This window comes from Deltaproteobacteria bacterium (assembly GCA_017302835.1).
In the GTDB taxonomy this organism is placed as follows: domain Bacteria; phylum Bdellovibrionota; class Bdellovibrionia; order Bdellovibrionales; family Bdellovibrionaceae; genus UBA2316.
In genome coordinates, this window is record JAFLCC010000005.1 from 35,423 (window position 1) to 62,030 (window position 26,608).

The window sequence follows — 26,608 nt, forward strand, 5'->3', positions numbered from 1 at the left end:
AGCTAGTTCGGTAGGCAAAGACTTACAGTATTTCAACAATTACGACAGCTGTAAAATAGGAATGTCAAAGTAGGTTTCTAAGCAGTTTGTTTTGTCTTTATCTCTTCTATTAGGTGGCACAATTTTGGCATTTTTTTAAATTCGAAAGAACCGTTTGTTGAAACTCTTGGGAAATTTATCCTAACTATTTTGCCACGGTATTAAAAACTATGAAATTATTAAATAAAGTAAAAGATAATATACTTTTAGTAGGAGCTATGCTGGTATATATCAGTCATTTTTCTTACGCAAAATCTTGCATTCAATTTTATAAAATTCCAGTTGTTGAATTGTCTGATGAAAGAGAGCGCTCTTTTTTTCTGCGGGATAGTCGTGGAGAGCATATGCCAATTAACACAATTTTTGATAGAGTATCTAATAGAGGCTATCTTTATACTATTAAGGTGAATGCTGTCAGTGGCAAATCCTATAAATATATAAACCATCCAAGCGTTAAAAAACTACTCAATTTTTTAGGTTTTTTCTACGATTCAGCAAATTTAAGTATTCAATACCCAAGTCCCAATTCTTTAACTCAGAGAATTAAAATGCTAAATGATAAAATGAATCAGATTATTTCTAATGATTTAAACTTTTTAATACCTTTAAGGTTCCAAGGGGTCAAAGAAGGAGAAGTCCCAATAGAAGTATACCATTCTTATGTAAATAAGGGAGTAGTTTTAATTTCTATGAATGAAACGTCAATGACAGGCTTCAAACCAACACATATCCATGATATATTGGAGCATGTGATTGGTTGGATTCTTTTACCACCACAATTAGTTACATTCTTAGGAGTACGTGGAACTTTGTATGAAAAACTAATTCATACAAAGTTTGTGCAAAAATATCCATTATTAATTGAATTATTATTAGAATATCAAAGATATGATAGTACTGCCTTTGAAGCTGCGACATTCGCAATTAAAGATATTTTAGAAAATTCTTTTTCTTCTGAAAATAATAAGGCTATTTTAGATGCTAAAATAAAAAATCTTATTCAAGTAGTTTTTATGAAAGATGCACGAAGTAGTTATGAGGCAGCAGCATCTAGAGGAGTTGAAACTGGTCAGTTCATAGAATATAAAAACTATGGAAATTCTATTTCAATAAGTCACCAATCTTTTTTAGAAAAAATTGCAAGAACTGTTGAGTTAAAATATGCCGATTTTAATATGCAACCAGATGAAGTGCAAACATTTATTAAAGAAATAGAAAAACTTAAACAAACTAGCCCCAATGATTTACCTATTAATTTAAATGAACTAGAGGGTGTGTTGATTAAACGTCTTGAAGAGTTTGGTAAAGCAATTGACTCTTTTTTAAAGTAAAGTTTGTTCCACATTTTTTCATTTTTTAAATGTGATTTTTGATAAAATTATATGTTCAATTTTTTAGTTTGGAAAGGGCTTTAGCCTGCTGGTTGAGTTCAAACTGATAACCAGATCATAGAATATTCCAAAGAGTTTCGAGATTTCAAAATGATAAATTTTAGTCAAAGCGCGATGTGTTGGACATCGCGGTTAAACCAGTCTTCTTTGTTATGGTAAACTAGATTAATTTTTTGTGAGATAGGTGTTCCTTTAAAGCATTCACTGTAGGTTTTTAACCAGTATTCAATGGACTCATTATCAAAAGAGGCTTTCTTTAAATCATTTAAATATTTGTCGGCAAAAATAAGAGTCGAAGCGTATTTTGTAGAAAACTTATTTGCGACAAGAAACTGGTCAAGAATAAATAAACCTGGTTTCCAACAACCGCTTCTAAATATATTTAGGATAAGGTTAACGTCGTTGTCTTCTAAATCATAAATTACAAAATCTTTTTTGAGCTGATCAAAACTGAGTTGATTAAATTTCGAAACTAAGGGAGATAACACTTTATGATTTTCATTCTGGCTCCAATAAAATAAACTATTAATTAATATTTGTTTAAATTGTATGTTTTTTGAAGACTCAGGAACTCTTGTTATTAAATCAAGTAGTTCTTTGAGGCAGGTGAAATTTGTAATATTTAGATCCAAGCATTTAATCAAGAGTTCTAGTTTGGTTTTATTACTTTTTAAATACTCTTTAAAGTAAAAATATTCTTTAAAAGATTGGAATCCGTAGGGTAAGTTGGTTATTAAATCAAGTAGAAAGCCTAAAAGAAGTCCACCCAAAAGAGTAGATATTTTGTTTTTAATAGAATTAGAGTTTCCGAAGAGAGCATAACAAAGCCCCAATAAAGAGAAGAAAAATAAAGGAAGGCTGTAGAGTCTTCTTTTAAGTTGAATTTTAAGATTGAGAGGATATGAAAAGGTGGTGATCAGCGAAAATATGCCTAATAAATAAAGCTCATAGTTCTGATTTGTTAGTGAGTAGACTAATATTGAATTTACTAACAATAATGAAACGGTTCCTATCTTGGCAACTAGAGTTGAGAACTTATTTTCCAGGATTAAATAGAAAAGGGCACTAAACACGATGATCATTTATTCTCCTAACGTCTCTCCATATTATTACTAAGTTAGCCATTTTATCCTTCAGTAAAGCACGGAATCAGGTAATCCTAGCCGGCTACTAATGACTTTCACAATTTCACTTGCAGTTTCTTCAAGGGCCCGGTCCGTCACATTAAAAACAGGCCATCTTTTGTTCTTTTTAAACACCTCGGTAGCAAAATCTATTTCCCTAGATATCAATGAAAGAGAAGCGTACTCTCCACCAGTGTCTTGGCCGAACTTCTCTAATCTTTTTTTTCGAATTCTTTGCAGAGAGTCTATATCAATAATTAATCCTACAATGCGACGTTGATCTATTTTCAAAATTTCCTCTGGCAAGGTGGTATTGAGAACCATAGGTATATTGGCGACCTTCCAACCCTTATGACTTAGGAAAATGCTCAATGGAGTTTTGCTGGTTCGACTAATTCCGAGCAAGATGATATCTGCTTTGTCCAGGTCATTGAGTGTTTTTCCATCATCATGCTTGACAGTGTATTCAATGGCCTCAATTCGTTTAAAATAACTTTCATCCACGGCACGTAGGGCGCCGACATTGGATTTTGAGATAACTCCAAAGTAAGTATCCAACGTCGAAAGTAAAGGACCTAGTAAATCAAAAGAAAGCAGTCCTTTTTCTGAACTTTTCTCTTGAATCTTAGCTCTCATTGAAGGTGAGACAACGGTGTAAATGATCATTCCTTGAACCAGAGCGCACTCTTCAATAATATTATCAATATAATGTTCGGTTCTTACATTTTTATTTCTAACAATATGAATATCACTTTGCTGATACTGTACCAGCGCTGCCCGAATCATGGTAGCTGCGGTTTCTCCGGTGCCATCTGAAATAATAAAAATACTACATTTTTTTATTTCCATTAAACTAATCCATTACGAAGTTCTTTAATGATTTTTTCAAGCCTAAGGCTAAGCCAAGGCTCGGCTTGTTTCGTGATAAAGCAGAACAGAGTATTTTGATTCACTTTGTAAAAAATAGTAGTAAAATCGGAATCTACAAGTATGTTCAAACCTAACTTATCTAAGGGGCTTCCCTTTTTTTTATAAATTTTAAAGTCATCAAAATGAGGAAGTATGATTTGTTTTGTGTTTATTTCATTTTGATCAATGATTTTTTTAAAAATAAAACTTTTTTCAAGCTGCCAAAAAATATTTCCCGAATTTCTTGATATATGTGAGTTTGATGTTGCAGAACTTGACGCGAGCAATAGACCGATTTCAAAATACTCTGATAATCTTAAAAAGAGATAATTGATCTTTTCTTTCTCTTGGGTAGGGAGAAACCAAGAAAGACCCCTAATTTGACCCTCATTATTTAAATAAGAAAATGAATTCTTTTCATCTTGAAAGGAATTCAAAGTTTCTTGTTTGATATCAAAAATCTGATCAATTATTTTTACAGTTCTGTCCATGCATATAGAATCACTTAGGAAGAGGCTAGTTTTCAAGAACTATAGACAAATCCTCTTCAGAGCTAAACGAACGCCAAGATTCCACAAACTGGTTCATACTTAAGTTAGACGGCAAAAAAATCCTTAATGAGGGTTTATTCAAATCAAGGTAGAGTTTGAAAATTTTTTGACTCCAAAGAGTCGAGTCTTGTTCGTAGCCAACCATCACGGTCCATCGATTTGGAAATGGTTTAGAACTTGGAATCATTATCACATCATGAGGAGAAGGAAGATTTTCATAGCGTGGTAATTCAGTTTCATTTAAAATAGCATTTAAATTGGAGTCTAAGGGAAGTTTTTTTTTTCGCAAGGTTTTCCCAATGAGAAAATTATTATACCAATCTAGTTGAATCGCCATTGCTGAATTTGAAAAATCAGGAATGACCCAAAGGTCAGCTCCCGAATTAAATGCTTGATTTGAAGAAAGTACTATAACAGCCATTCTTCTCTGCTGATTTGATCAAGAATACCATTTATAAAACTTGCTGATTCAGAGGATCCATATTTTTTAGCAATTTCGACAGCCTCATTAATTATAATTTTTGAAGATAACTGTTCTGGACTGATTTTCATTTCAAAAATAGCAATTCGAATGATATTTCTATCAACAATAGCCATTCTTTCAACTTTCCAATTTCTGCTCACAGAAGAGAGTTTTTCATCTATCTTTAATTTATTTTCATTCACAAATTTAATAATTTTTTCAGCGTAGTCTCTTGTTTCTTGAGAAAAATTATTTTCAAAGACATGTAAAAAAGTCGATGTTGAAATTTGTGGAGAAAATTCAGCCTGAAACAAGAGCTGGAGGGCTAGCTCTCTGGCCTGTCGACGTTCTAAATTCATAAACTGGCTTTCGTAAGGGGATTATTAAATGCAGTCAAAGGAAGTTGGGCTTGTGTGGTGTCAACAAAATCCGTTAACTCCGCATCTTCAAGCGTTTCAACAAATTCTTGAACATCTTTAAAAGTTCGATAGACACTAGCGAACCGAATATAGGCCACATCATCAAGTTGTTTTAATTCTGCCATGACTTTTTTGCCAATTATTTGAGAAGAAATTTCATTTTCACCCCGATTTATGACCCAGGCCGAAATTCTTTCAACTACAGATTCCAGTTGGGTCAAACTCACTGGTCTTTTTTGGCAGGCAGCCTGTAAACCGCGAAGAATTTTTTCTTTACTGAAGGCTTCCCTTCGGCCATCTTTTTTCACAATCATAGGGAAATTAAGCAGCAAAGTTTCAACGGTCGTAAAACGAGCCTTGCACTCAAGACATTCACGTCGACGGCGAATCGAGCCATCTTTTTGGACGCGGGTATCTAAAACTCGATCATCATTATGTCCACAATAAGGGCATTTCATGCCCCATTTTATATCAAATCAAATTAAATAAAGCGAAAGAAAAATAGATAAAATATGCTGAATCTTTAAAAATGCCCCGAGTCAAAAAAATCAAAATGCTGGGAAATTTCAAGATTTTGATTATCAAAAACAAACGAGTCACTTATATTCATCAGGAACGTTGGGCTTGGAGGCTGGGAACAATTCATGATTTTTTTCAAAAATTTGACTCCTATTTTTTTACTTGTTTTAATATTTTTTTTTCAAGGGACTTTAGCTCAAACTCCCATTGTTGGCAGGGGGACTTCTGCTAAACCCAGTGCTCCAAAAGCTGGCAAAGAAGCAGCTCAAGAGTATTTTAAATCAGATGTCGAAAAAGCAAAAGACAAGGAATCCGTTACTTTCTCAAAAAGCATTGAATCTGGGGATCATTATTTGGCTCTAGGAGTGGGTAATCATCTACAGGGGGATGCATGGAGCTGGGGGCAACGAGAGAAGCAAAAAAATACAGGAGCCTCTTCTGCCAACATTACATACCGATACAGTGAATGGGGACAGACAGATTTGAATATCCGCTTTGATTTTAATGAATTTAACGTCACGGATGAAAAATTATTAAAAATGTCGATACTTCCGGTGATTATATTTCCTGAAGCTAGTTCTAAATTCCCACTTTATTTTGGGGCCGGTGCCGGCCTGGGTATCTTTTTTAAACAGCTTAAAGATGAAAGCAATATTTCATTTGATTATCAGTTATTTTTAGGTGCTAGATTTTTTAACGTTTATGGCTCATCAGGTTTTTTTCTTGAAACGGGATTGAAAAATCATTTGCACTTAACTTCAGATGGGCAATTTAATGGAACTTATTTTTCAGTAGGGGCGGTATTTACATTTTGAAACTTCATCAACATTTAATTGAAAAAATCATCGAAGCCCTCTTGCAAATTTTTACTTCAACTTCTTACGCTGATAAAGTGATCGAAAAGCATCTAAAAATAAATAAAAAATGGGGAGCTAGAGACAGGAAGTTATTTGCAGAAACGGTCTATGATCTTGTCAGGTATCGTCGCAAATATTGGAATCTGGCAGAACTCAATGAGGATGATTTTTTAGTTCAAGAAAAGATCTCTGACTTTGAAATCTGGAAAATGTGGGTTATCTATATTCTGGAGAAAGGTTTTGAACTTCCTGGATGGATGTATGAAAGTTATCAATACATCATCAACGAGATTCCCAGTGACATGTTATCTGAGAATTTTGATTTTAAAGCTCTAGAAAAAAAAATGAGCTTTGCTGTTTTTCAATCCTACCCTGATTGGTTGGTTGGTTATTTTAAAGATCAGTTAAAGGAAGAAGCTGAACCATTGTTGCAAGCCCTAAATCAAATGGCGACAACCTATTTGAGGGTGAATACTTTAAAAACCACGCCTAAAGAATTAGTTCAGAGTCTTGAAAAAGAAGGTGTTAATGCCCGTCAAATAAAGAAAGTGGAATCAGCTCTGGAGCTGATTGAGAAAAAAAATGTATTCATAACTCAAGCGTTTAAGGACGGTTTATTTGAAGTCCAAGATGTGAGCTCGCAATTAATAGGAGAGTTGGTAAATGTGGAACCAGGCATGCGCGTGGTCGATGCCTGTGCGGGAGCCGGTGGAAAAAGTTTACATCTGGCGACCCTCATGAAAAATAAAGGAAAAATCATCAGTCTGGATTTGCATGAATGGAAACTCAAAGAATTAAGACAGCGCTCAACTAGGAACTCTATAGATATTATCGAAGTGAAGGTGATTGAGTCGCTCAAAACCATAAAGAGACTCGATAATTCTTTTGACAGGGTTTTATTGGATGTCCCCTGTTCTGGATCTGGTGTTATACGAAGGAATCCAGATAAAAAATGGAAGTTGAGTTTTGAAGAAATTCAACGTTTGCTTCAGATTCAGTATGATATACTCTCTCAGTACAAGGATATGATGAAGGTTCATGGCAAATTGATTTATGCCACCTGCAGCGTGTTTCCGTCAGAAAATGAAATGCAAATACAAAAATTTCTAGCTGAAAATTCAAACTGGAAATTGGAAAAAGAAATAAAAATTTTCCCTCATCGGCAAGGTTTTGATGGCTTTTATGGTGCAAGGTTGGCTAAAATCCAGGAATAACAAAAGTTAATGATTAGCAAAACTAATGGCTGAAAGAAGTCATATTTCTATATATAAAACTCTTCTTTACTTCATAAGTTGATTCTCCTAGAAAGAAATAAATTTTTACATCAGGAGGGGAACGATGAAATATTTAATTTTAGCTTTATTAGTGGGGATGTTTGTATCTGTCAGTCTGGCGCAGGGGCCGTCCCCAAAAAACAATCCAGAATTTGTTATCGGAAGTTATCGAATTATCGAAACAACAAGGATCTATCCAAGGCCGAATTACTACGATCAGATTTTAGATTGCTCTGGACAGCCATCTCCTTTGAACGCCACGGGGCTGGGATCTTCTGGCTCGGGTGCTACAGGGGCAGCGAACGGACTATCACCGATACTTTTACAGGGTAGCTCAGGCCAAGATTTGAACCCAGGTTTTGGAAGTGGCTCAGGCAATTTAAATAATAATAGTGGTTCAGGTCCAATTACCTTAGACACCAATAATCCAGGAGATGGAAATGCAACGGGATCTAGAATTCCTGTAGGTGGATTAGGAGGAGGAGGAGGCTATAATGGTGGATCCGGAGGCGGTGGTTTTCCAAATTCATCAAGTGGTGTCACCTTGGAAAAAATTGTGAATATTGGAAATATAATTTGGAGTCTTGTCGATATGGGCCGTGTACATACTCGGGTACAAACTTATCGAGCTTTTGCCCTGCCAAAGGGAATTGGTTGCTGGACCGATTTAGAAAATTGGCAAGTTCCTATTTCAAAAGTTTTTTCAGTGGAATATAAAAATCTTGTTGGGAAAGTTATAGCTGTTTATTCCTATCGAATTAGTTTTGTCTATGGAGGGAATGTGGATGGTGTTGGAAAATACATAGCAAATTTGACGGTGACTCCTGTGGATTTGAGAGTCAGCTGGGGCTTTAATTTTTCTTCGGAGGTTCATATCCCAGCTACTTTTAATATAGGAACTCGGCAAAATCCAATCGCAGGGATGCAAGTATACGTATTTTGGAACATTGGAAACTCTTTGAAGGCGGAAACAAAATCAGCACTTTATTTTGTAGCCGGAGACGGAAGGGTGCAGTTAACTGAGGCTACAAAATAATGAATGCTTTTAGCTATTCCACTGAAGTAAAACCACAGCTATCTAGATCCAGTGAGGATTTTCTTTGGTAAAATCTCAGAGCAATCTCTTTTTTCAAAACTTAAACTAATCAGGGATTTTTCTTTTGGCGAGTCATACATTCTGATTAAAAATTTTGAATCATATTCTATAATGTTCACATAGTTTTTAAATAATTGTGGAAAGATTTGACTTTTTGAAAAGTCAACTTTCCATATAGCTTGTGTCCCACTGTAGGGTTTATAAACAGACTCAAATTTTTTGGAGTCTAGTGTTTGAAAATAGAGTTTTGTTTCTTGCAAGGACTTATTTTTTAAATTCAAACTGTCTATTTCAACTCTAATTCGGCTTATTTTCTGATGCTGTCTTAATTGGTTATTTAGTTCTTTATTCGAACTAAGCCTTTCTCTTGGCGATGAGATATCAATTTCACACAACATCTTAGAAAAGGAGTCTAAACTTAGTAATAAAGCTATTAACAATACCAAATGGTTCATACAGTACTCCCTGCCTATAATTCTCTGCATACTTCATACCAGTCGGCATCAAACGAAATGTTTTAAATTTATTTTAAATAGGGCCTAACCAAAGAAATAAACCTTGAATGTAGTCAGTGCTAAAGTTTGTAGACATCTCATTTTGAGACTTTAACGTTAATCGGTGTTACCCATCAAACGGGTGGTGCCTTTTCCAATTAATAGAGGACTCATTCATAAGAAAGAGAATTATTTTTTCAACCAAGCTAAGTATTCTTTGATGTTTTTTTCAAAACCAAAATCTGAAGGGTCATAAAAATCCTGTGATAAATTTATTTTTTCTGGCAAGTAAGTTTGCTTCACCCAAGATTTTTGAAAATCATGGGGGTACAAATAATTTTCTTTTCCAAGGGGTTGTGGGCCAGACCTTAAATGGCTTGGAACCTCGAAAAATGGATTTTCTTTAAAGAAAACTTTGGCCTTATTTAATGCCATATAAGAGCGATTGGATTTAGGGCAAGAGCAAAGATAAGTAATGACTTGAGCTAAAGTGATTTGCCCCTCAGGCATACCAATCAGTTCCAAGGCCTGCAAGCCATTAATAGCCACTTGTAAGGCCCTGGGGTCGGCATTGCCAATATCTTCAGAGGCGATAATCACGAGTCTTCTTGCGATAAAAAGAGGGTCTTCGCCAGATTCAAGCATTTTGAGAAAATATAAAAGTGCTGCGCTTGAGTCACTACCACGAATGCTTTTAATAAATGCAGAGATATGATCATAATGTTGATCAGAATTTTTATCATAAAATAAATTGGGGGCATCGGAAATATTTTTAATTTCTTCAAGAGAAAAGTTCGAGTTCACTTTCGAATAATATAAAACCTCCAGGGTGTTATAAAATTGTCTTACATCCCCATTCACATTTTGAATAAGCAAATTTAAAATCTCCGTGCTGAGAAACAAATCTGGCTCGATATTTAGGTAGGAACAGGCTTTGAAATATAATTGCTTTAAAATCTCGGGAGATAGTTTATGAAATTGAATAATGCGGCAACGGCTCAAAATAGCTTTATTTAATTCATAGTAAGGGTTTTCTGTTGTCGCACCAATAAAACTAAGATCACCCTTTTCAATAAAGGGTAAAAGAATGTCTTGCTGTGCTTTATTAAGGCGGTGAATTTCATCAATAAATAATAAGGTCTTTTTTTGATAAATATTTCTTCGATCGCGGCCTTCTTCTCCAAGGGATTTAAGTTCCTTTGTTCCCGTCTCAACGGCATTGACTTTGATATAAGTAAAAGTCTCTTGATTTTCTAATAACTTTGCAAAGGATGTTTTCCCTGTTCCTGGAGGGCCCCAAAGAATCATATTGGGGACAAAATTTTGACTTAGCCACGAGTCTATTGGCAATGCCTTGGGGGTTAAAAGAGCGGTTGTAAAAAAGTCATTAAAGGACAAAGGTCTAAGCTCTTCAGCAAGAGGTCTTTTTAGTTCAGTTTTTTCCACGTGCTTAAATAAATCCATGATTCTATTTAGCTTAGGCAAAGTCTCGTCAGCAATCTTTATTTTGTTACACGCCTTTTGGGCATGTTCAGTCAAAAAAAGGCAGGTCCTAGTTTGGCAAGTTGAAAATCAATTTAAAAGTGGTTCCAGAGGATTTATTCGAGTCATGATTGAGGTCATCTATAGAGCAGCTATCTACCTCAATACTACCACCGTAGGCATGCATCGTCGCTAGAACCAAAGGCATTCCAAAACCAGTTCCAGATTCACCTTCTGTGCCTACTCGGGACGTTTTTTTATTCATAGAAAATAAATCAGAAAGACTTTCCTTGGGGATTCCTATTCCTTCGTCTTTAACTAAAAGTTGGTATTTGTTTTCTCCAAGAGGGCTTCCGATAACTTCGATTTTTTTTCCACGGGGTGAAAATTTAATAGCATTTGATATTAAATTATTAATAACGGAGTGAGTGAGACTTACCACCTCGGCCATAACCTTAACTTGGCTTGGTATATGTTCAATAAGAGCTAGCTCTTTTTCAAGTAGTTTTTCGTGGAAGACAAACTTACTTGATTCTATGACATCTAATAGGGTCACAGGGGTAAGTTGAATGTTCTTCTTTCCTGATTCTAAGGCGGTCAATTCTCGAACGTATGAAATTAAGTCGCGTTCTTTAAGAGCGGCTCGTTGAACCCGCTTCCAGAAATCTAATTGCTGTGTCGGAGTTAACTGATCAAATATTTTAACAGCTCGAGAAGATGTTAATTGCACGACAGAAAGAGTGTTATTCAAATCGTGACAAAGGACCCTGACCAGTTGTTGGTTTTCAATGACAGCTGCTTCTAGTTTCATATTTTTATCAGCAAGCTCGGCGGTTCTTTCTAAAACTCTTTTTTCAAGTTCTTGGTTAGATTTTTCAAGTTGCTTTTTGGCTTCGGTGAGTTCTTTATTTGCGATTTCAAATCCTCTAGCTTTTTCATTGGTGACAACCAGACGTTCGGCCAAGATGGCCGAGAAGAGTTTAAACTCTGAGGCTTCAAATTCTTTTATAGCTTCCGATGATTCTTTTTTCAATTGACTCAATTTACATAATAAAACGATGGATTTTTTTTCAGCCTTGATCGTGGCAGACGTTTTGATTGCATTGATCAGGCTGATTTCACCAAAAACTTCACCAAATCGACTTAACTCAGAAACTTTTTCTCCATGGACAAAAACTCCTAAAAAGCCCTCAAGAAGAAAATAAAGATCATGATTTTCTTGACCTTCAGTTAGCAGAACTTCCTCAGCCTCATAACTCTTCAATTCAACATGGGCCATGAGTTTGGTTAACGTTTGGCTTGATAAATTTTTAAAAAAACCTGAGGAGTGGAAAATCTCCATATAATTATTAAGATTTAAATGATTCACTTTCATGCTCTTATGGTTTCAAAAAGAAATGAATTCTTCAACAAATAATTTTAAAAAATGAAAATGATTAAACTGAATAGCCTAATTCACGGAGCAAAAAGTGAACAATGACATCTAGACTTGCCCTAAGCGACTTCCTTGAGATGATCACTTTTTTTATCGGTGTGTCTACGTTTGTGTTTGTCTGAAAAGTATTTAACCTCAATTTTTCGTGCTGTATTTATAACAGTTACTAATGAAATCGAGATAAATACAGCTACAGGACCATGATCAATTCCAATCATGATTCCAATAGCTGAAGTAAACCAAATCCAAGCAGCTGTTGTGAGCCCAATTACGTGACTTGTTCCATTATGGAGTATAGCCCCGGCGCCAAGAAAACCGACGCCAGAAATTATTTGCGCGATAATACGAAAAGAATCAGAAGTAGGTACTTTAGGTGCAAGCTGAGGTATCACGGTGAAAATCATTGAACCTACACAAACTAAAATCTGGGTTTTAAATGATGCTGATGAGTCATTAATTTTTCTTTCATAGCCAACAATCATTCCACAGATCACAGCATAGAGCATTTTGAACGAGATAAACTCTAAAATTTCTAATTCACTCAAGACAGCCTGCCTTTTTTAAAAGTCACTTTAGAAAGCAACTATAGATATTTCCAATTAATTCGGAATAGAGATGAATTAATTTAGTCGATTGTTGTTTCTGTTGAGGCAAAAATGAAAATCTATACTTTGGGCTGGCATGGTATGAGGGGCCGAGAAAGAATACTAGTAAAGTTATCCTTGCACGGGCATTTAGATGATGGAGGGGCTGTAGCCAGAAATAAATGTGAGTTCACTATTTTCAGGAACTTCGCCAGTAAAAAAATCCACAGAAATTGGTTTAAGATTTATAAAGACTTGAGTGGGCTCATAAACAGTTAAGTTCTTTTCTAGATTAAGGGAATTTGTAATGGAATCAGAAAAAAAAGTTAAGGATAATTTTTGTCTTGTTTTTAGTTTAAGAATCCACCCAGGGCTACTAGAAACAGATGATTTTATTGATTTTAAAGGCCTTTCAGAAACAGAAAGAACTTGGAGTCCCAATTTTTCAAATTGAGTCAGAGATGGAAATAGAGAACCATCGGAATTGTTTTTCGCAAAATAACCTTTATCTTGGTGGTAATTATTTTGGAAATAAAAAGATCGTCCATTTAATAAATTAAAATGGAGATAGTCGCCATGGTCATTTTTAATTTGAACAGGAAGATTGAAATAATTATGAGGGGCGGTTTGATTTTTCCCATAAATTTTCCACAGACAGTGGTGAAGAGCTGTCATTAATAAGGGTATCCCCAATTTCTCAGAGGCGATGAGGTTATTGGTATTTTTTGAGCTCACAAAAGAATTCATGGGCTTGATAATCTGAAATAATGAGAATACTGAGGAATTCATTTTGTGAGACATTTGAAAGTATTGACATAAAAGACTAAAGCAAACACTGTCCGTTGCCAGATCGCTAAGTGATAACTGATCACTTGGGCTGGTACCTTGGAAATCAATTTTAATTCCCATTTCATCGGTCAGTAATTTCAATTTTAGAAAATGAGAACCTCCAATTGGAATTTCAGTTTGGGACTGGGAATAGACCTTTTGTTTGAACTTAAATTGCGCTTCTTCCGCACAAAAATGCAAGTACTTTTGGCAAACCTCTTTGGTAAAAAAAGGAGATGAAGTTTTAACTAAATGAGAGAACTGATCTTTAAAAATAAGTAAATCATTTATGCTAGATTTTAATAAATCTACGAATTCAATTGAGATGGAGGGATTTAGTTTTAAACTATCAAAAATAAAAGTGTTTATTTTGTTATTTTCAACAAGAGGAAAGGGAGGAATTTTTAAGGGGATTTGTGAGCCATTTTGAGTGCTCTCAAAGGACATTGGGAAAGATTTATTAATACAAAAATTAAAACCATTTTGGGAAAAAACAAATTGAATTGAAGAAAACTGCGAACATCCCAGAGAGGGCTCATTGTGAAAGAAAATGGCATCATCAGTAAGAGTAAAAAAAGATTTTAATAATAGTGGGCCTTGCATTAGTCCTAAAGTTAAAAAAGGAATAGAGGTCTTCACTTTCAGGCATTTGTCATCCGAGGTTGAAATCGAAAAGTTGTCAAATGGTTCAGAAAGACAATCCAGTAAAAAATGAAAATCACTGAGACGTACTTGGTTCATTTAAACAATCTCACTTAATGCTAAAATATAGGATTTTGGCAGTTCGGATTCTTTGATCAAAATAACATTTTTATGAGGGATCTTTTTTTTAATAAAATCAAAAAATTTTTCCGCCCATAGGCCATAGATAACGATATTTTCATTTTTTGTTATTAGCTGAATTTCCCATGAAATTCTTTCCAAAATGGTGGTCCTAAATTCATCTAAAGTGTGAGCCTCAGAGTGTTCCGTTTTAGAAGATCGAACTAATGCCCAAAAAGAATCTTGTAATTTTTTAAGCAGTTCTTTGCTCAAGTTTTCACTGTTTAGAATATCATAAACACAGGGAATTCTGCCACGTTCTAAACTCATGGGGCCAGGTTCAAAAGATTCTTCACTTTTTGTGATATCAATTTCTTCAAAAGAATTTAAATAGAACGAATTAGTGGGTTGAATTTTTAGATCTTTTCTATGGAAGCATTTTAAACAGGTTTCACCCCAAGGGCTTTCCCAGTTGTTAATTTCGGAACTAAAAAAAGAAAAGTTTTCCACTCCAAAATGAAACAGTTCAGATTTTTGAGGGATCAACCCTTTTTGGGTTAAGGTTGAAAAGAAGGCATGTTCAAAGGAAAATAAAGTGGAAATTCGTTGTCCAACCTCTCCTTGATGCCGCTTCAAAAAGTGGTTTAGGAAATAAATATTCTCGGCAGCCACATAGGGGGAAAGGGCCTCAATGATATTGTCCTTAAGCTCGCAAAAAGTTCCGCTTGTTGAAGCTTCCAAAAGATTTAACCGCCAAAGAGGGAAATCTGATTCTTCAGCTTGACATCCCACCAAATCATTAGGGTCGAAGACTTCAAATTTATTTTCTAAAAGCTGAGTTTTAATAAAATCAGAATGGACTTTATTTTTATTAGAATTGAGTAAGTGTAAACAGACCCGTTTTGCCTGAACTTGTTTTAATTTTAGAATCAACGACTTCAGATCTTTCTCTTGCAAAGCTTTTTCAACAAAGCCATTGGAATCAATTTTTTCATCGATCGTGAAGATCATGTCATCAGCTGAAAGATCCGGAGCAATTTCAATTTTAAAACTATTTTCAAAATGATTTTTTTGATGAAGAGCAAGCCATTTGTCAAATCCTTGGGTGACTACTTGGGCCACGGTGCCACCCAATTTATAACCAAAAATTTTTTCCACAAAACGAGAGGAAATAGTCACTTTATTTATAGAAATTTCAGGAAATTGGTTCATTATTTTAGAAATTTGCGATTTCAAAGAAAATCTGGCAGAATAAAATCTGTCATGATAAATAAGTTTTTTATCCTCTTGTAATACCAAGGAAATATCATAGAAAGATTCGCCGTAAAAGAGACCTATTTGAGCATTTAGTTTCATATTTTTTTAAATTGATTTATGGACATAGCTGATTAATTCACTTATGTCTATAAAGAACTTAAGAGGTTGAATTGAAAATACCAAACTATATTAAACATTTGAATTTATATAAGCCAGGGAAACCTATTGAAGAGACTAAAAGAGAATTTAGTTTGACTGAAGTTATTAAATTAGCAAGCAATGAAAACCCTCTTGGCCCAAGTCCGTCTGTTTTGAAGTCCATAAGGGATCATTCAGCAGAACAGCATTTATACCCTGACCCAAGTCAGTTTGAACTTCTTACACAGGCGGAAACTTTTTTTTCACACTCTCGTCAGAATATAGCTTTTGGCAATGGAACGGATGAAATAATTGATTTTCTCGTTAGAATATTTTGCGAAAAAAACGATGTCATTTTGACTTCGGAATATGCTTTTCAAGCCTATGAAGTATCGGCAATGGCAAATCAGGTTAAGTGCTTAAAGGCGCCGGTAACTTTGGGAATGAAATTTGATTTAGAGGCTCTTATCTCATGCTATGAGCAGCACAAAGAAAAAATTAAAATTATTTTTATTTCAAATCCAAACAATCCCACTGGGTCCTTTTTATCAAGTTTTGAATTTATTTCTTTTTTAGATTATTTTAAAAACAATGAAGAAGTCCTCATCGTTTCAGATGAGGCCTATGTTGAGTTCGTAAGAGACCCAAATTACAAATCACTAAGCTCCGAACTTTTGAGCTATCCTAACCTAGTTGTTTTGAGAACATTTTCTAAAATATTTGGAATGGCAGGATTAAGACTTGGAGCTATGCTGGGTCCCACGGAAGTTATCGATGCTTACAACAGAATGAGGAAGCCATTTAATGTCAGTTCCGTGGCTCAAACGGCTGGCATTGCGGCCATGAAAGATAAAGATTTTGTAAAGCAAACTCAAAAAGTAACGTGGAGCGGAATTGATTTTTTTTATAAAGAACTTGCAGCTATGGGTATTCCTTTTATACCCTCTGAAGGAAATTTTATTTTATTTGAAACCCCCGTTTTGGCGCGGATTATTTTTTCAGAGATGTTAAAATTGGGAGTTATTTTGAGACCCGTTGATAATTATGGTTTGCCCTACCATCTTAGGATGAGTGTTGGTCTTGAATCAGAAAATAGGAAGGCCATTCAGTGTCTTCAGAAGGTTTTTAAAAAATTGGATTTAACTCGAAATCAGGGTGTTGTCATTTTATGAGATGGTTATGAGATTAAAAAAGGAATTTGTAGTGACCATTGATGGCCCAGCCGCAAGCGGAAAATCGTCGGTGAGTCGAGAGCTGGCTAAACGATTGGATTTCTCCTGGGTTTCAACGGGGGCCTTTTATCGTGGTTTGGCTTTTGTGGCTCTTAAAAAACAGATTGATTTGGATGATGTTACTTCCCTTGAGATATTGTGTGAAAGCAAGGACTGGGAAATCAGACTTAAGCCAGATAAAACCTATGTTTATTTTGAAAACCAAGATGTTACAGATCAAATAAATCACGAAGATGTTGGCAGTTTTGCAAGTCGTATCAGTCATTACCAAGTGGTCAGACAGGCTTTGTTAAAAAAGCAAAGAGACTGTGCCCTTGGTAAAAAAGGATTGGTTGCTGAAGGGCGTGACTGTGGAACCGTGGTTTTTCCGCAGGCTCCAGCAAAGGTCTATTTAACGGCATCTAGCGAGTTTCGGGCCCAGCGACGCGCTTTAGAGCATGGAACAGACATTCAAGAAGTGGCAGATTCGCAAAAGCTTCGTGATTTGCAAGACTCGTCAAGAAAGACAGCCCCCTTACAAATTCCAGAAAACTCTTTAGTTATAGATACGACCCACCTTTCTCTTTCCCAAGTTGTTGACAAAGTCGAGGAACACACCAGAAATATTTTAAAAACTCTTTGACTTTGATTCCTTAAGCCATTTAAAACCAAAGCTCATAATAAATCTAAAGGCCCGTTGAGGTCTTAAGGTCTGGGAGGATCAATCTATTTATATGGGTAAACAATTAAACAAAGCTGAACAAGAAAGACAAAAGGTCTTGGCATTTTTGGATGCTGAAGACTTGAATGTACTAACAACTGCAAAAAAAGAACCTACTGATTTTGACAAGCTTTTTGAGGCTTCGATGAAAGAGCAAGATTTCAAAGTAGGTGATACTGTTACGGGTATCGTTGTTGAGGTGCAAACTGACTACGTCCTCGTTGACATCAACTACAAATCAGAAGGTCTTATAGATATCAATGAATTTAGAGTTGTCGATGGCGTACGTGATGTAAAACCAGGTGATAAAATCGAGGTTTTAATTGATCGTATTGAAAACGAAAATGGAATGATCGTTCTTTCTAAAGATAAAGCAGATATGCTGAGAGCTTGGTCAGATATTACGAAAGCCGCAGAAAACGAAGAAGTTATCGAAGGTACTGTGATTTCTAAAGTTAAAGGTGGATTACAAGTTGATATCGGCGTTAAAGCCTTTCTTCCTGGATCTCAAATTGACTTAAGACCCGTACGAAATATGGATGTTTACTTAGGGAAAAAATATAAATTTAAAGTTATCAAGTTTAATAAAAAAAGAGGCAATATTGTCTTATCAAGAAGAGCTCTTCTTGAAGAAGAAAGAGAAAATTTAAAAACTCAAACTATTGATTCCATGAAAGAGGGATCTATAGTTGCTGGTCTCGTAAAAAACATTACGGACTACGGCGCTTTTATAGATTTGGGTGGTATGGATGGTCTGTTACATATCACAGACATGAGCTGGGGGCGCATTAAGCACCCATCTGAAGTCATTAATGTGGGCGATGAAATTCAAGTTAAAGTTTTGAAATATGATCAAGATAAACAAAGAGTTTCTTTAGGTCTTAAACAACTACAAGAAGATCCTTGGACTTCGGTCTCTAAAGATTACACCATCGGTAAAAAAGTTAAAGGTAAGGTGGTATCAGTTACTGAGTATGGAGCTTTCATTGAATTAGGAGAGGGAGTTGAAGGTTTAATTCATGTTTCTGAAATGAGTTGGACAAAACGAGTAAAGCATGCCAATCAAGTTCTTCAGCCAGCGCAAGAAGTCGAAGTACAGGTTCTTGAAGTTGATAATGAAAACAGAAGAATTTCTTTGGGTATGAAACAGTTAATGACAAATCCTTGGGTAGATATGAAAGAAACTTATCATCCTGGAACGATTATTGAGGGTGAAGTGAAGTCAGTTACTGACTTTGGTGTGTTTATTGGAATTGAAGAAGGAATTGATGGATTGGTTCACATTTCTGATTTCTCTTGGACGAAAAGAGTGAATCATCCTTCCGAAATGTTTCAAAAAGGACAAAAAGTTCGAGCTGTTGTTTTAGGCGTTGATATTGAAAATGAAAGATTTAGTCTAGGGATTAAGCAATTAGAGTCTGATCCATGGGCAAATATTGAAACAAAATATGCCATCGGGTCTCAGCATGAGGTTAAAGTCACCAAAGTCGCAGATTTTGGAGCTTTCGTTGAGCTTGAAAGTGATATTGAAGGTTTGATTCACGTTTCTGAGTTAACGAGCGATAAAATTTCAAAACCTGAGGATTTTGTTAAATCAGGTCAGGTTTTAAAAGCCGAAGTGATTAGTATTGATAAAGATGCTAGAAAAATTGGCCTTTCTTCAAAATTAATTAAATTGAGAGAGCAAAAAGCAGATGTTGAAGATTATGCTAAAAAAGCAACGGCAACATCTAAGGCTAGCTTAGGAGATTTATTCGGTGATCAGTTGAAAAACATGAAAACCGACAAAAATTAAATCTAACTGGCCAGTCTTCGGCTGAGCCATTTTCATATTATGAAGAAACGAAAAGGACTAACTCAAAAGGTTAGTCCTTTTTTTTTTATTTTTTTATGGATAAACTTTGTAGGGGCCCATCCAAAAATAACTTGGACTGGCCAAGTAGATTTTAATTTCAGAACCTTAATTTCAGAAATGAGTACTAAATGAAAAAAAATTACACTTTTAAAATTTTATTAGTTTTGGTGGTTATCTTTAGTTTAATTTATTTGCTTAAAAAGGGAGGTTCTTTTCTTTCTTCAAGTGCGGAAGATGAAATTGTGATGAAAGTAGAAAAAAACTCCATTTTGCACATGGAGCTAAGTGGCGTTATCATGAATGGAAAGAAATTTATTAAAAATTTAAAGAAATATAAAAAAGATCCAAAAATAAAGGCTATTGTAATTAATATCAACTCTCCGGGCGGGGCGGTGGGTCCTTCCCAAGAAGTTTTTAGCGAGATTAAGAGGGCTCGAGAAGAAACAAAAAAACCAATTATCTGTGTTTCGACGGGAATTATGGCAAGTGGTGCGTATTATTCCGCAGTTGCCTGCGATAAAATTGTGGTTGCTCCAGGGAGTCTGATAGGTTCAATTGGCGTGATCATGGAGTTTGCGAATTTAAGTAAGCTATACGAGTGGGCCAAAGTCAGTCGATTTACGATCACCTCAGGAAAGTATAAAGACTCAGGTAATGAATTTAGAGATATGCGTGATGATGAACGAGCCCTTTTTCAAAGTATGATCACAGAAGTCTATCAACAATTTAGAACAACGGTTAAAGAGTCGCGAAAATTAAAAGATGAAGTTCTGAACGAGTATGCTGACGGGCGGGTTTTCACGGGAACAAAAGCCGTTCAATTAGGTTTTGCGGATAAGGAAGGAACCTTTGAAGATGCGGTATTGCTTGCTGCCGAAGAGGCTAAACTCGGCAATGACTATGAGGTCATCGAGCTACCAAAAAAGAAGAGAAGTATTTTTGATTTTGGAGAAAGTAATGAAGACGATCCTGTAAACTCAATATCCAAATCCTTAAAAGGACTCAGTATGGATCCTCAAGTTCTTCAATCCACCATAAATACTCTCTTAAAAACAGAGTATGTAAATCAACCCATGTTTTTAATGCCTGGATTTTGGAAGGCAGATGAAAACTAAGAAAGTAACAAAAACTAAAAAAACAGACTGGCCAGGGAAAAGAGATATTTTTTTTCGTCCAGAAAGGTCCGGCTATATTCGAAGAATAAATGCTCCTAAAACTTGTGTGTTTTGTGAAGCGTCTCAAAACGAATTAAGTCTAGCCAGTTTATGTGTCTATAAGTCATCTCATTCAATGGTGTTGCTAAATAAATACCCCTATAACAGCGGTCATTTGTTGATCATACCACTTAGGCATATTGGTGAGCTACTCAGCTTGTCAGATGAAGAGTATAACGATTTAATGAAAGTAGTGAAATTAGCGACAAAAGCGATGACTCACATTTACAAGCCATCAGCCATGAATCTTGGAATGAATCATGGAGCCATGGCAGGAGCTGGAATTCCTGATCATTTACACTTTCATATTATCCCTCGTTGGTCTGGGGACCTTAATTTTTTCCCCTTAATTGCAGGGACCAAAGTCGTTATTGAAACTCTAGAGCAGACATACCAACACTATTTGAGTTATTTTAAAGAAGTGGGAATTTAGTTCCTGTAGTCTTGGTATTTGGTTTTTCATAAGGAGAGTTTTTGCAATGAATTACCGTCCACCTCAAGTGCAAATGGCAATGCCACCTTTTACATTGGCTGTAAAATGGATTATGATCGCCACCACGGTTATATGGTTTGTAGGTCAAATTATTTTAGAAGGTTATTTCAAAGTTCCTGTGTCTGATTACTTTAGTTTGATTCCTGGAAAAATTATTTTCGAATTTCAAATATGGCAGCTTCTGTCCTATATTTTTTTGCATTCTCAATCTCAAATAACCCATATATTGTTCAATATGTTGATGTTGTGGTTTATGGGAGGAGAACTAGAACAGCGATGGGGGACAAAAAAATTTGTGTTATTTTATATTCTCAACGGGATAGGGGCCGCAGTCATTTATACCCTAGGGGTTGGGATATTTGCTTATTTCTCTGAATCACAAAGAGTGCTGCTCATTCCGGTGGTTGGGGCCAGTGGGGCCCTTTTTGCTTTAATGTTATCCTATGGCTGGCTATTTGGTGATCGTATCATTTATTTCTTGATGATGTTTCCAATGAAGGCCAGATATTTTGTTATGATCTTGGCTTTTATTCAATTTGCCTCCTTGATGAGTTCTGGGGTAATGGGGGGGGAAGTCGCTTACTTAGCTCACTTAGGTGGGTTGATATCTGGAGTTATTTATATGTTTTTTTGGTCATTGCTTGTTAAAATGGAGCTAGACAGAAAAGCGAAGAAAAAAACAAGGAATTTACGATTAGTCGTAGATAATGAAAAACAAAAAGAACCCGTCAAAAGGGATCCAAAATACTGGAATTAAAAAAAGTAATGGACAAAAAATAGGTATCCGTTATAAAAATCTTGTGAACAATGCATACTGTATTTCTAATTAGGAGTTGAGATGGCTTTAAATGAAGCTTTAAAAAAATTGAAATTTGATACAAGATTAACCGAGTGGTATTTAAAGAACAACTTAATGACTCAGGATGAATTAAAGAGCCATTTAAAAGAACTTGCAGATGTTTCTCAAAATATTGATATTTCTTCAGAGTCAGATAAGGAACAAATTCCTTCTATTGAAGAGACTCACTGATACTTATCGTTCTTGAGAAACAACAAATCCTTTTGGATTTGCGGCTTTCCAGTCTTCCGTGATGATTTTATATAGCCCATCCATTTTCAATGCATGTATCACTTTAATTCCATAGTCTTGATGCTTATCACTTTCATATTTTTGTAAGGTTTTTATGATGAGCTGATTGTTGTGTATAAGAATAAAGGGTTGGTCGAATTCCACTTTGATAAAGTTATATTTTCCAGTGAGTCCTGATTTGTACTTCTTCCAAGTTTTGAAGTTGAATCCCATACCCTTAAAGTTTGTATCATAAAAGTTCAGATATTTATCTATATCTTTACTTTGCCAGGCCTCTTGCCATTGTTTTAAAAAATTCGAAATTTCTTCTCGTCTTTTTAAATGTTCGGTAGGGGGGACAAAATTAACTTTATCAAAAATTAAAATAGGTGTTTCTTTAAGTTGAATAAAGTTAAACAGCTTTTCTACGACTTCATTTCTGACAACGACACAGCCCCTTGATCCACGAGTCAGGGGAACCGAATCCGGAACGGAGTGGAGCCAAATTCCATTGCCAGTCTTACCCTCTCTTTGATCAAAGATATTTGGATAATCCAAAGTGAAAGCCATATTTCCATATTGGTCAAATGGAATTTCGGGAGGTCGCAGGTGTTTTTGAAAAAAATAGATACCTTCTGGAGTCTTATGATCATTTGCCTTTGTTTTGTTGCCATCATTTTTGCCAATATCAGTTGGATAATTTTCAACTAGTTTTATGGAAGATCCAGACCTTTCATATAAAAATAATTTACGTTGATTTTTATCAACGAGAAAAACAAACTTTGCAAAAGCTTGAGTGTTGCTAATTTGTAATAATTGTTCTGGAAGGAGTTCCGACGAAAGAATTTTAGGGCTAATACTTTCAAAAAGCGCGGCAGACATATCAGTTTCTGCAACGACAGAAAAAGAATAAGAAAAAACAGAAAAAAAGATAACGTAATATAATTTATTAAACATTATTCGTATCATTGAAACTCTTTTTCTCACTTTAGGCAACTGGACTTATTCTAAAATAATGTCTCAATATAAGACAACGCTAAGAAAATTAAAAAATGACTAAGGTCTTAATACTTTGATCCGATAGGATTTAAGGCGAGGTGGAATTATGGCTGAAAAGGCAAAAGGAATAGATATCATGAAAATCCTTGGTATGGTGGTGGCTGTTGTTAACATAGCAGCTGGTTCCGCAGGTGTTTATTTTACTTATAAAGGAACGATCGGTTACGAAAGTCCTAAAATCACGGAAGAGGAATTAGAGCGACGGATAGCTTCAGAGGCTCCAACGGATTTGATTGGACCCTATATTTACACTATGGATAAGTTTACAGTGAATTTGGGTGGAGAACCGAAAAGAACTATACGATTAGAAGTTAATTTGGAAATGTTGGATCAAGAAGGCTTTGAAGAGGTTATTAGTAGTGAAAATAGAGCTAAGACCAGGGACAAGATCGTTGAAATAATTAACGAGAAAACCTTTGCCGATATTGAAACAATGCAGGGAAAGTTGTTTTTAAAAGAAAAAATCGCATCTGAAGTTAATAAAATCATTCCCAGAGGTGTTGTTAAAGATATTTTCTTTAGTGACTTTATCGTGCAATAATTTAAAATCTAAATAGAGTGTCTGTTCATAAAAAAGGATTTTGATGAAGACTTTATTTGATATTAAAATAATTAGGGCGTCGCTTTTATTTAGTTGCCTTTTTTATTCATTTTTTTGTTTTTCTCAGAAAAAAGAATTAGCTAAGATCAATTTCACGGCTCAAAAGTACAGTTTAAAAAATGGCCTCACGGTAATTCTTTATCAGGATAATACGATTCCTATGGTCAGCTACCATACTTGGTATAAAGTTGGCTCCAGAGATGAGTACAATGGGGTGACCGGCGCCGCTCATATGCTTGAACACATGATGTTTAAAGGTTCAAAAAAATATTCCGCCCAAGAATTTGAAAGAATTTTACATGAAAATGGAATTACTAACAACGCGTTTACTACTTATGATTACACAGGATTTTATCAAAATCTACCCTCTTCCAAATTGGAGCTGATGATGCAATTGGAAGTGGATAGAATGAGTCAGCTGTCACTTAAAGAAGAAGATTTGTTATCTGAAAGAGAAGTGGTTAAAGAAGAAAGAAGATGGCGTGTGGATAACAACCCTTTAATGTCCCTTTTTGAACTGACCATGGCTACTGTTTTTAAGAATCATAATTACAGGAATCCAGTTATTGGTACGATGAAAGACATTTCTAATTATACAACGGATATTCTTAGAAGTTTTTATCAGACTTACTATGTTCCAAACAATGCCGTTTTAGTTTTAGCTGGTGATTTTAAATTGAATGAGGTCAAGCGTCTTATCGAAAAATACTATGGTTCATTAGAGGCTAAGCCCATAGCGGAAAGAATTTACAAAAAAGAACCTCTACAAACCATTCAGTTTAATGCGAGAATGAAAAAAGAGGTTCAAGGACTAAGCTTTAATTTGGCTTTCCAAAGTGTTCCGCAAAATCACAGGGACATGTTTGCCATGGATTTAATTTGTCAAATGCTAGGCGGTGGCAGCTCTAGCCGGCTTCATAAAAGATTAATCAACGATAAACAAATAGCAACCTCGTCTTACTGCATGCATTTAAACATGCAAGATCAAGGTGTTTTGAGTTTGCACGTATCAATGAAACCAGGTCAAACTATGGAGGGGGCATTAAATGTTGTGTATAACGAAGTTTACAGTGTTAGAAATTTTTTGGTTAAAGAAACTGAATTAGAAAAAGCAAAAATTTTATCTATAAAATCACTAGTGGATTCCTTAAGAACTATTGATGGAAAAGCCAGAGCCTTAGCGACATCAGAAATAACTACGGGAAATCATGAGTCTCTTTTAAGTGACATACAAAATTATCAGAAAGTGACCCCTGTAGAAATAAAAGAGGTAGCCTCCAAATATCTTAATCAAAATCAAAGATCTATTGTCGTCCTGGAGGCCAAATAATGAACTTTTTCAACCTACTAAAGCTGCTAATTCTCCTTATAAATTTTCTCGTCCTGAGCTCTTGTGTAAGTACAAAACAAAACATAGTAGAAAGCGCGAAACCAAAGTCCGCCGTGAAACTTAATGGGCTCAATCAAATTAAACTAAAACCTTACAAAGAAGTCGTTTTAGAAAATGGGCTGAAAATCTTTTTTATAAAAGATATGACCCTACCAAGGATTAATTTATCGTTGCTCGTGAAAGTTGGCCAAAGAGATGAGAAGATGGATACTCTTGGAATCAACTATTTAACTGCTAGCTTATTAGAAGAGGGAACAAGTCAGTACAACTCAAATCAGTTAGCTGATCAGTTAGCAAGCCTAGGGACAGATTTATCCATATTACCAGGGCCAGACTATTCAATTATATCTATTGATGGTTTGACCTTGTCATCGGAAAAAATGATTGATCTTTTTTCCGAAATTTTATTTAAGCCATCATTTAAAGATTCAGAAGTTAAAAAAATAAAAGAGCAAATTTTATCAAGTATCAAAAAAGTTAAAGATAACCCTTCTCAGCTAGCTGATATAAAAATAGATCAAGTGATGTTTAAAGATCATCCATTTTCTTATCCTTCCTACGGTGATGAAAAAAGTATAAAGAAGATTAGGAGAGTAGACATTATCAAACATTATTTGAATTATTACAGACCTAATAATTCTTATCTGGCTGTCAGCGGTGCCCTTACGGAAACCCTTGAAAGCAAAGTAACTGATGTATTTAAAGAATGGCCCTCCAGAAAAATTGAAACGGAAGTGGTGCCTTACTCGTTTAAATCAAGTCAGGACAAATATTTTATTTATTATAAAAAAGGATCTGTTCAATCAGAAATAAGAGTCTCTTTCCCATTGTTTCCGAGAAATCATCCAGATCATTTGAAACTCAGGGTTGCAAATGAAATATTTGGAGGGGGATTTGTTTCTCGGCTGAATTCTAAGATAAGAGACCAGATGGGTTTAACCTATTCTATTAGTAGTTCAGTGGAACATCGTAAGGATCTTGGTACTTTTGATATCGGTACATTTACGAAAAATACATCGACGAGGGCTGTCTTAGATCAGATTCAAAAGGAACTTCAGTTATACATTTTGCAGGGAATCAGCGCAAAAGAATTAGCAGCCGCCAAAAATTTATTAACAGCACAATTCCCGAGATCCTTAGAAACTGTGGATTCCCTGGCATTCAACTTGATGTACTTAGATTTTCATAATATTTCATTTAACTATCTAAATGACTATTATAAAAATATTGAAAAGTTGACGGTAGAGGATATCAATGACGTTATAAAAACTTATTTTCAGTTAGATCAGGCTAAGTATTTCATTCTTGCTGATGATTCAATTAAGGATCAAATTAAGGAATTAAACCCCCAAGAAGTTAAATAGCTAACACAA

At 35.2% G+C, this 26,608-nt stretch carries 27 protein-coding genes; 14 read left to right on the forward strand and 13 right to left on the reverse strand.

The genetic code is table 11. The features are described from left to right. Positions 1–209 precede the first annotated feature (209 nt). Positions 210–1,370 carry a hypothetical protein gene (locus J0M15_06785; GenBank protein ID MBN8536741.1) on the forward strand — a complete coding sequence of 387 codons (1,161 nt, stop codon included), beginning with the start codon at positions 210–212 and terminating at the stop codon, positions 1,368–1,370. Between the two features lie 164 nt (positions 1,371–1,534). Here J0M15_06785 and J0M15_06790 read toward each other — a convergent pair whose 3' ends face one another. Genes J0M15_06790 through nrdR form a run of 6 tightly spaced genes read right to left on the reverse strand, consistent with a single transcriptional unit; the run spans position 1,535 to position 5,354 of the window. After that, positions 1,535–2,512, reverse strand: a complete 978-nt coding sequence (locus tag J0M15_06790) for a hypothetical protein (GenBank protein MBN8536742.1) — start codon at positions 2,510–2,512, stop codon at positions 1,535–1,537. Positions 2,513–2,563: 51 nt separating this feature from the next. After that, complete coding sequence (locus J0M15_06795) at positions 2,564–3,403, reverse strand: kinase/pyrophosphorylase (protein ID MBN8536743.1); 840 nt, start codon at positions 3,401–3,403, stop codon at positions 2,564–2,566. Further along, positions 3,403–3,954: a hypothetical protein gene (locus tag J0M15_06800; protein ID MBN8536744.1), complete on the reverse strand. Its 552-nt coding sequence runs from the start codon at positions 3,952–3,954 to the stop codon at positions 3,403–3,405. The genes J0M15_06795 and J0M15_06800 overlap by 1 nt, the downstream gene beginning before the upstream one ends. Positions 3,955–3,979: 25 nt before the next feature. After that, on the reverse strand, positions 3,980–4,435 hold the full coding sequence (locus J0M15_06805) for a hypothetical protein (protein ID MBN8536745.1): 456 nt from the start codon (positions 4,433–4,435) through the stop codon (positions 3,980–3,982). Continuing rightward, complete coding sequence (gene nusB, locus J0M15_06810; GenBank protein MBN8536746.1) at positions 4,423–4,836, reverse strand: transcription antitermination factor NusB; 414 nt, start codon at positions 4,834–4,836, stop codon at positions 4,423–4,425. Before nusB ends, J0M15_06805 begins: the two co-directional genes overlap by 13 nt. Then, a complete protein-coding gene (nrdR, locus tag J0M15_06815; GenBank protein MBN8536747.1) occupies positions 4,833–5,354 on the reverse strand; it encodes a transcriptional repressor NrdR in 522 nt (173 codons plus the stop codon). Before nrdR ends, nusB begins: the two co-directional genes overlap by 4 nt. A gap of 186 nt (positions 5,355–5,540) precedes the next feature. Here nrdR and J0M15_06820 point away from each other — a divergent pair, with 186 nt between their 5' ends. The 3 genes from J0M15_06820 to J0M15_06830 all read left to right on the forward strand — a co-directional run bounded on the left by J0M15_06820 (position 5,541) and on the right by J0M15_06830 (position 8,582). Continuing rightward, positions 5,541–6,230 carry a hypothetical protein gene (locus J0M15_06820; GenBank protein ID MBN8536748.1) on the forward strand — a complete coding sequence of 230 codons (690 nt, stop codon included), beginning with the start codon at positions 5,541–5,543 and terminating at the stop codon, positions 6,228–6,230. Then, the gene (locus J0M15_06825) at positions 6,227–7,486 is read left to right on the forward strand and encodes a methyltransferase domain-containing protein (protein ID MBN8536749.1); all 1,260 of its coding nucleotides are present in this window, start codon (positions 6,227–6,229) and stop codon (positions 7,484–7,486) included. Before J0M15_06820 ends, J0M15_06825 begins: the two co-directional genes overlap by 4 nt. 124 nt (positions 7,487–7,610) lie before the next feature. Continuing rightward, on the forward strand, positions 7,611–8,582 hold the full coding sequence (locus J0M15_06830; GenBank protein ID MBN8536750.1) for a hypothetical protein: 972 nt from the start codon (positions 7,611–7,613) through the stop codon (positions 8,580–8,582). Positions 8,583–8,620: 38 nt separating this feature from the next. On the opposite strand, the gene J0M15_06835 is transcribed toward J0M15_06830, so the two are convergent. From J0M15_06835 to J0M15_06860, 6 genes are all read right to left on the reverse strand, one after another. Continuing rightward, entirely contained in the window at positions 8,621–9,097 is a 477-nt protein-coding gene (locus J0M15_06835; protein ID MBN8536751.1) for a hypothetical protein, read from the reverse strand. Between the two features lie 228 nt (positions 9,098–9,325). Beyond that, entirely contained in the window at positions 9,326–10,600 is a 1,275-nt protein-coding gene (locus tag J0M15_06840) for a replication-associated recombination protein A (GenBank protein MBN8536752.1), read from the reverse strand. An 88-nt stretch (positions 10,601–10,688) separates the two neighbouring features. Further along, positions 10,689–11,987, reverse strand: coding sequence for a cyclic nucleotide-binding domain-containing protein (locus tag J0M15_06845; protein MBN8536753.1), 1,299 nt, complete (start codon positions 11,985–11,987; stop codon positions 10,689–10,691). A gap of 125 nt (positions 11,988–12,112) precedes the next feature. Further along, on the reverse strand, positions 12,113–12,598 hold the full coding sequence (locus J0M15_06850) for an MgtC/SapB family protein (protein MBN8536754.1): 486 nt from the start codon (positions 12,596–12,598) through the stop codon (positions 12,113–12,115). 189 nt (positions 12,599–12,787) lie between these two features. Beyond that, complete coding sequence (locus J0M15_06855) at positions 12,788–14,206, reverse strand: hypothetical protein (GenBank protein ID MBN8536755.1); 1,419 nt, start codon at positions 14,204–14,206, stop codon at positions 12,788–12,790. After that, on the reverse strand, positions 14,207–15,583 hold the full coding sequence (locus J0M15_06860) for a hypothetical protein (protein MBN8536756.1): 1,377 nt from the start codon (positions 15,581–15,583) through the stop codon (positions 14,207–14,209). A gap of 71 nt (positions 15,584–15,654) precedes the next feature. Between J0M15_06860 and hisC the strand changes: the two genes are divergently transcribed. The 7 genes from hisC to J0M15_06895 all read left to right on the forward strand — a co-directional run bounded on the left by hisC (position 15,655) and on the right by J0M15_06895 (position 22,146). Further along, on the forward strand, positions 15,655–16,794 hold the full coding sequence (gene hisC / locus J0M15_06865) for a histidinol-phosphate transaminase (GenBank protein MBN8536757.1): 1,140 nt from the start codon (positions 15,655–15,657) through the stop codon (positions 16,792–16,794). A 7-nt stretch (positions 16,795–16,801) separates the two neighbouring features. Then, positions 16,802–17,476 (forward strand): (d)CMP kinase, encoded by a 675-nt coding sequence (gene cmk, locus J0M15_06870; protein MBN8536758.1) that lies wholly within the window; start codon positions 16,802–16,804, stop codon positions 17,474–17,476. Between the two features lie 91 nt (positions 17,477–17,567). Then, positions 17,568–19,349 (forward strand): 30S ribosomal protein S1, encoded by a 1,782-nt coding sequence (locus J0M15_06875; GenBank protein MBN8536759.1) that lies wholly within the window; start codon positions 17,568–17,570, stop codon positions 19,347–19,349. 188 nt (positions 19,350–19,537) lie between these two features. Further along, positions 19,538–20,524 carry a signal peptide peptidase SppA gene (sppA, locus tag J0M15_06880; protein MBN8536760.1) on the forward strand — a complete coding sequence of 329 codons (987 nt, stop codon included), beginning with the start codon at positions 19,538–19,540 and terminating at the stop codon, positions 20,522–20,524. After that, positions 20,514–21,056 (forward strand): HIT domain-containing protein, encoded by a 543-nt coding sequence (locus J0M15_06885; GenBank protein MBN8536761.1) that lies wholly within the window; start codon positions 20,514–20,516, stop codon positions 21,054–21,056. Before sppA ends, J0M15_06885 begins: the two co-directional genes overlap by 11 nt. Positions 21,057–21,129: 73 nt before the next feature. After that, entirely contained in the window at positions 21,130–21,873 is a 744-nt protein-coding gene (locus tag J0M15_06890) for a rhomboid family intramembrane serine protease (GenBank protein ID MBN8536762.1), read from the forward strand. Between the two features lie 81 nt (positions 21,874–21,954). Then, the gene (locus tag J0M15_06895) at positions 21,955–22,146 is read left to right on the forward strand and encodes a hypothetical protein (protein MBN8536763.1); all 192 of its coding nucleotides are present in this window, start codon (positions 21,955–21,957) and stop codon (positions 22,144–22,146) included. Between the two features lie 3 nt (positions 22,147–22,149). On the opposite strand, the gene J0M15_06900 is transcribed toward J0M15_06895, so the two are convergent. Next, positions 22,150–23,154 carry a L,D-transpeptidase family protein gene (locus J0M15_06900; protein ID MBN8536764.1) on the reverse strand — a complete coding sequence of 335 codons (1,005 nt, stop codon included), beginning with the start codon at positions 23,152–23,154 and terminating at the stop codon, positions 22,150–22,152. Positions 23,155–23,290: 136 nt separating this feature from the next. Here J0M15_06900 and J0M15_06905 point away from each other — a divergent pair, with 136 nt between their 5' ends. From J0M15_06905 to J0M15_06915, 3 genes are all read left to right on the forward strand, one after another. Next, complete coding sequence (locus tag J0M15_06905; protein ID MBN8536765.1) at positions 23,291–23,785, forward strand: flagellar basal body-associated FliL family protein; 495 nt, start codon at positions 23,291–23,293, stop codon at positions 23,783–23,785. Positions 23,786–23,828: 43 nt separating this feature from the next. Further along, positions 23,829–25,175, forward strand: coding sequence for an insulinase family protein (locus J0M15_06910; protein ID MBN8536766.1), 1,347 nt, complete (start codon positions 23,829–23,831; stop codon positions 25,173–25,175). A 113-nt stretch (positions 25,176–25,288) separates the two neighbouring features. Further along, complete coding sequence (locus J0M15_06915) at positions 25,289–26,599, forward strand: insulinase family protein (protein MBN8536767.1); 1,311 nt, start codon at positions 25,289–25,291, stop codon at positions 26,597–26,599. The last annotated feature ends 9 nt before the right edge of the window (positions 26,600–26,608 follow it).

What these genes read in the sequence shown, in the direction of transcription:
- J0M15_06855 (MBN8536755.1), bottom strand. Translation starts at nt 14,206, where the DNA reads ATGAACCAAGTACGTCTCAGTGATTTTCATTTTTTACTGGATTGTCTT.
- J0M15_06835 (MBN8536751.1), bottom strand. Translation starts at nt 9,097, where the DNA reads ATGAACCATTTGGTATTGTTAATAGCTTTATTACTAAGTTTAGACTCC.
- J0M15_06840 (MBN8536752.1), bottom strand. Translation starts at nt 10,600, where the DNA reads ATGGATTTATTTAAGCACGTGGAAAAAACTGAACTAAAAAGACCTCTT.
- nrdR (MBN8536747.1), bottom strand. Translation starts at nt 5,354, where the DNA reads ATGAAATGCCCTTATTGTGGACATAATGATGATCGAGTTTTAGATACC.
- J0M15_06805 (MBN8536745.1), bottom strand. Translation starts at nt 4,435, where the DNA reads ATGGCTGTTATAGTACTTTCTTCAAATCAAGCATTTAATTCGGGAGCT.
- J0M15_06895 (MBN8536763.1), top strand. Translation starts at nt 21,955, where the DNA reads ATGGCTTTAAATGAAGCTTTAAAAAAATTGAAATTTGATACAAGATTA.
- nusB (MBN8536746.1), bottom strand. Translation starts at nt 4,836, where the DNA reads ATGAATTTAGAACGTCGACAGGCCAGAGAGCTAGCCCTCCAGCTCTTG.
- J0M15_06790 (MBN8536742.1), bottom strand. Translation starts at nt 2,512, where the DNA reads ATGATCATCGTGTTTAGTGCCCTTTTCTATTTAATCCTGGAAAATAAG.
- J0M15_06860 (MBN8536756.1), bottom strand. Translation starts at nt 15,583, where the DNA reads ATGAAACTAAATGCTCAAATAGGTCTCTTTTACGGCGAATCTTTCTAT.
- sppA (MBN8536760.1), top strand. Translation starts at nt 19,538, where the DNA reads ATGAAAAAAAATTACACTTTTAAAATTTTATTAGTTTTGGTGGTTATC.
- J0M15_06820 (MBN8536748.1), top strand. Translation starts at nt 5,541, where the DNA reads ATGATTTTTTTCAAAAATTTGACTCCTATTTTTTTACTTGTTTTAATA.
- J0M15_06900 (MBN8536764.1), bottom strand. Translation starts at nt 23,154, where the DNA reads ATGATACGAATAATGTTTAATAAATTATATTACGTTATCTTTTTTTCT.
- J0M15_06890 (MBN8536762.1), top strand. Translation starts at nt 21,130, where the DNA reads ATGGCAATGCCACCTTTTACATTGGCTGTAAAATGGATTATGATCGCC.
- J0M15_06910 (MBN8536766.1), top strand. Translation starts at nt 23,829, where the DNA reads ATGAAGACTTTATTTGATATTAAAATAATTAGGGCGTCGCTTTTATTT.
- cmk (MBN8536758.1), top strand. Translation starts at nt 16,802, where the DNA reads ATGAGATTAAAAAAGGAATTTGTAGTGACCATTGATGGCCCAGCCGCA.
- J0M15_06795 (MBN8536743.1), bottom strand. Translation starts at nt 3,403, where the DNA reads ATGGAAATAAAAAAATGTAGTATTTTTATTATTTCAGATGGCACCGGA.
- J0M15_06875 (MBN8536759.1), top strand. Translation starts at nt 17,568, where the DNA reads ATGGGTAAACAATTAAACAAAGCTGAACAAGAAAGACAAAAGGTCTTG.
- J0M15_06800 (MBN8536744.1), bottom strand. Translation starts at nt 3,954, where the DNA reads ATGGACAGAACTGTAAAAATAATTGATCAGATTTTTGATATCAAACAA.
- J0M15_06785 (MBN8536741.1), top strand. Translation starts at nt 210, where the DNA reads ATGAAATTATTAAATAAAGTAAAAGATAATATACTTTTAGTAGGAGCT.
- J0M15_06830 (MBN8536750.1), top strand. Translation starts at nt 7,611, where the DNA reads ATGAAATATTTAATTTTAGCTTTATTAGTGGGGATGTTTGTATCTGTC.
- J0M15_06885 (MBN8536761.1), top strand. Translation starts at nt 20,514, where the DNA reads ATGAAAACTAAGAAAGTAACAAAAACTAAAAAAACAGACTGGCCAGGG.
- J0M15_06905 (MBN8536765.1), top strand. Translation starts at nt 23,291, where the DNA reads ATGGCTGAAAAGGCAAAAGGAATAGATATCATGAAAATCCTTGGTATG.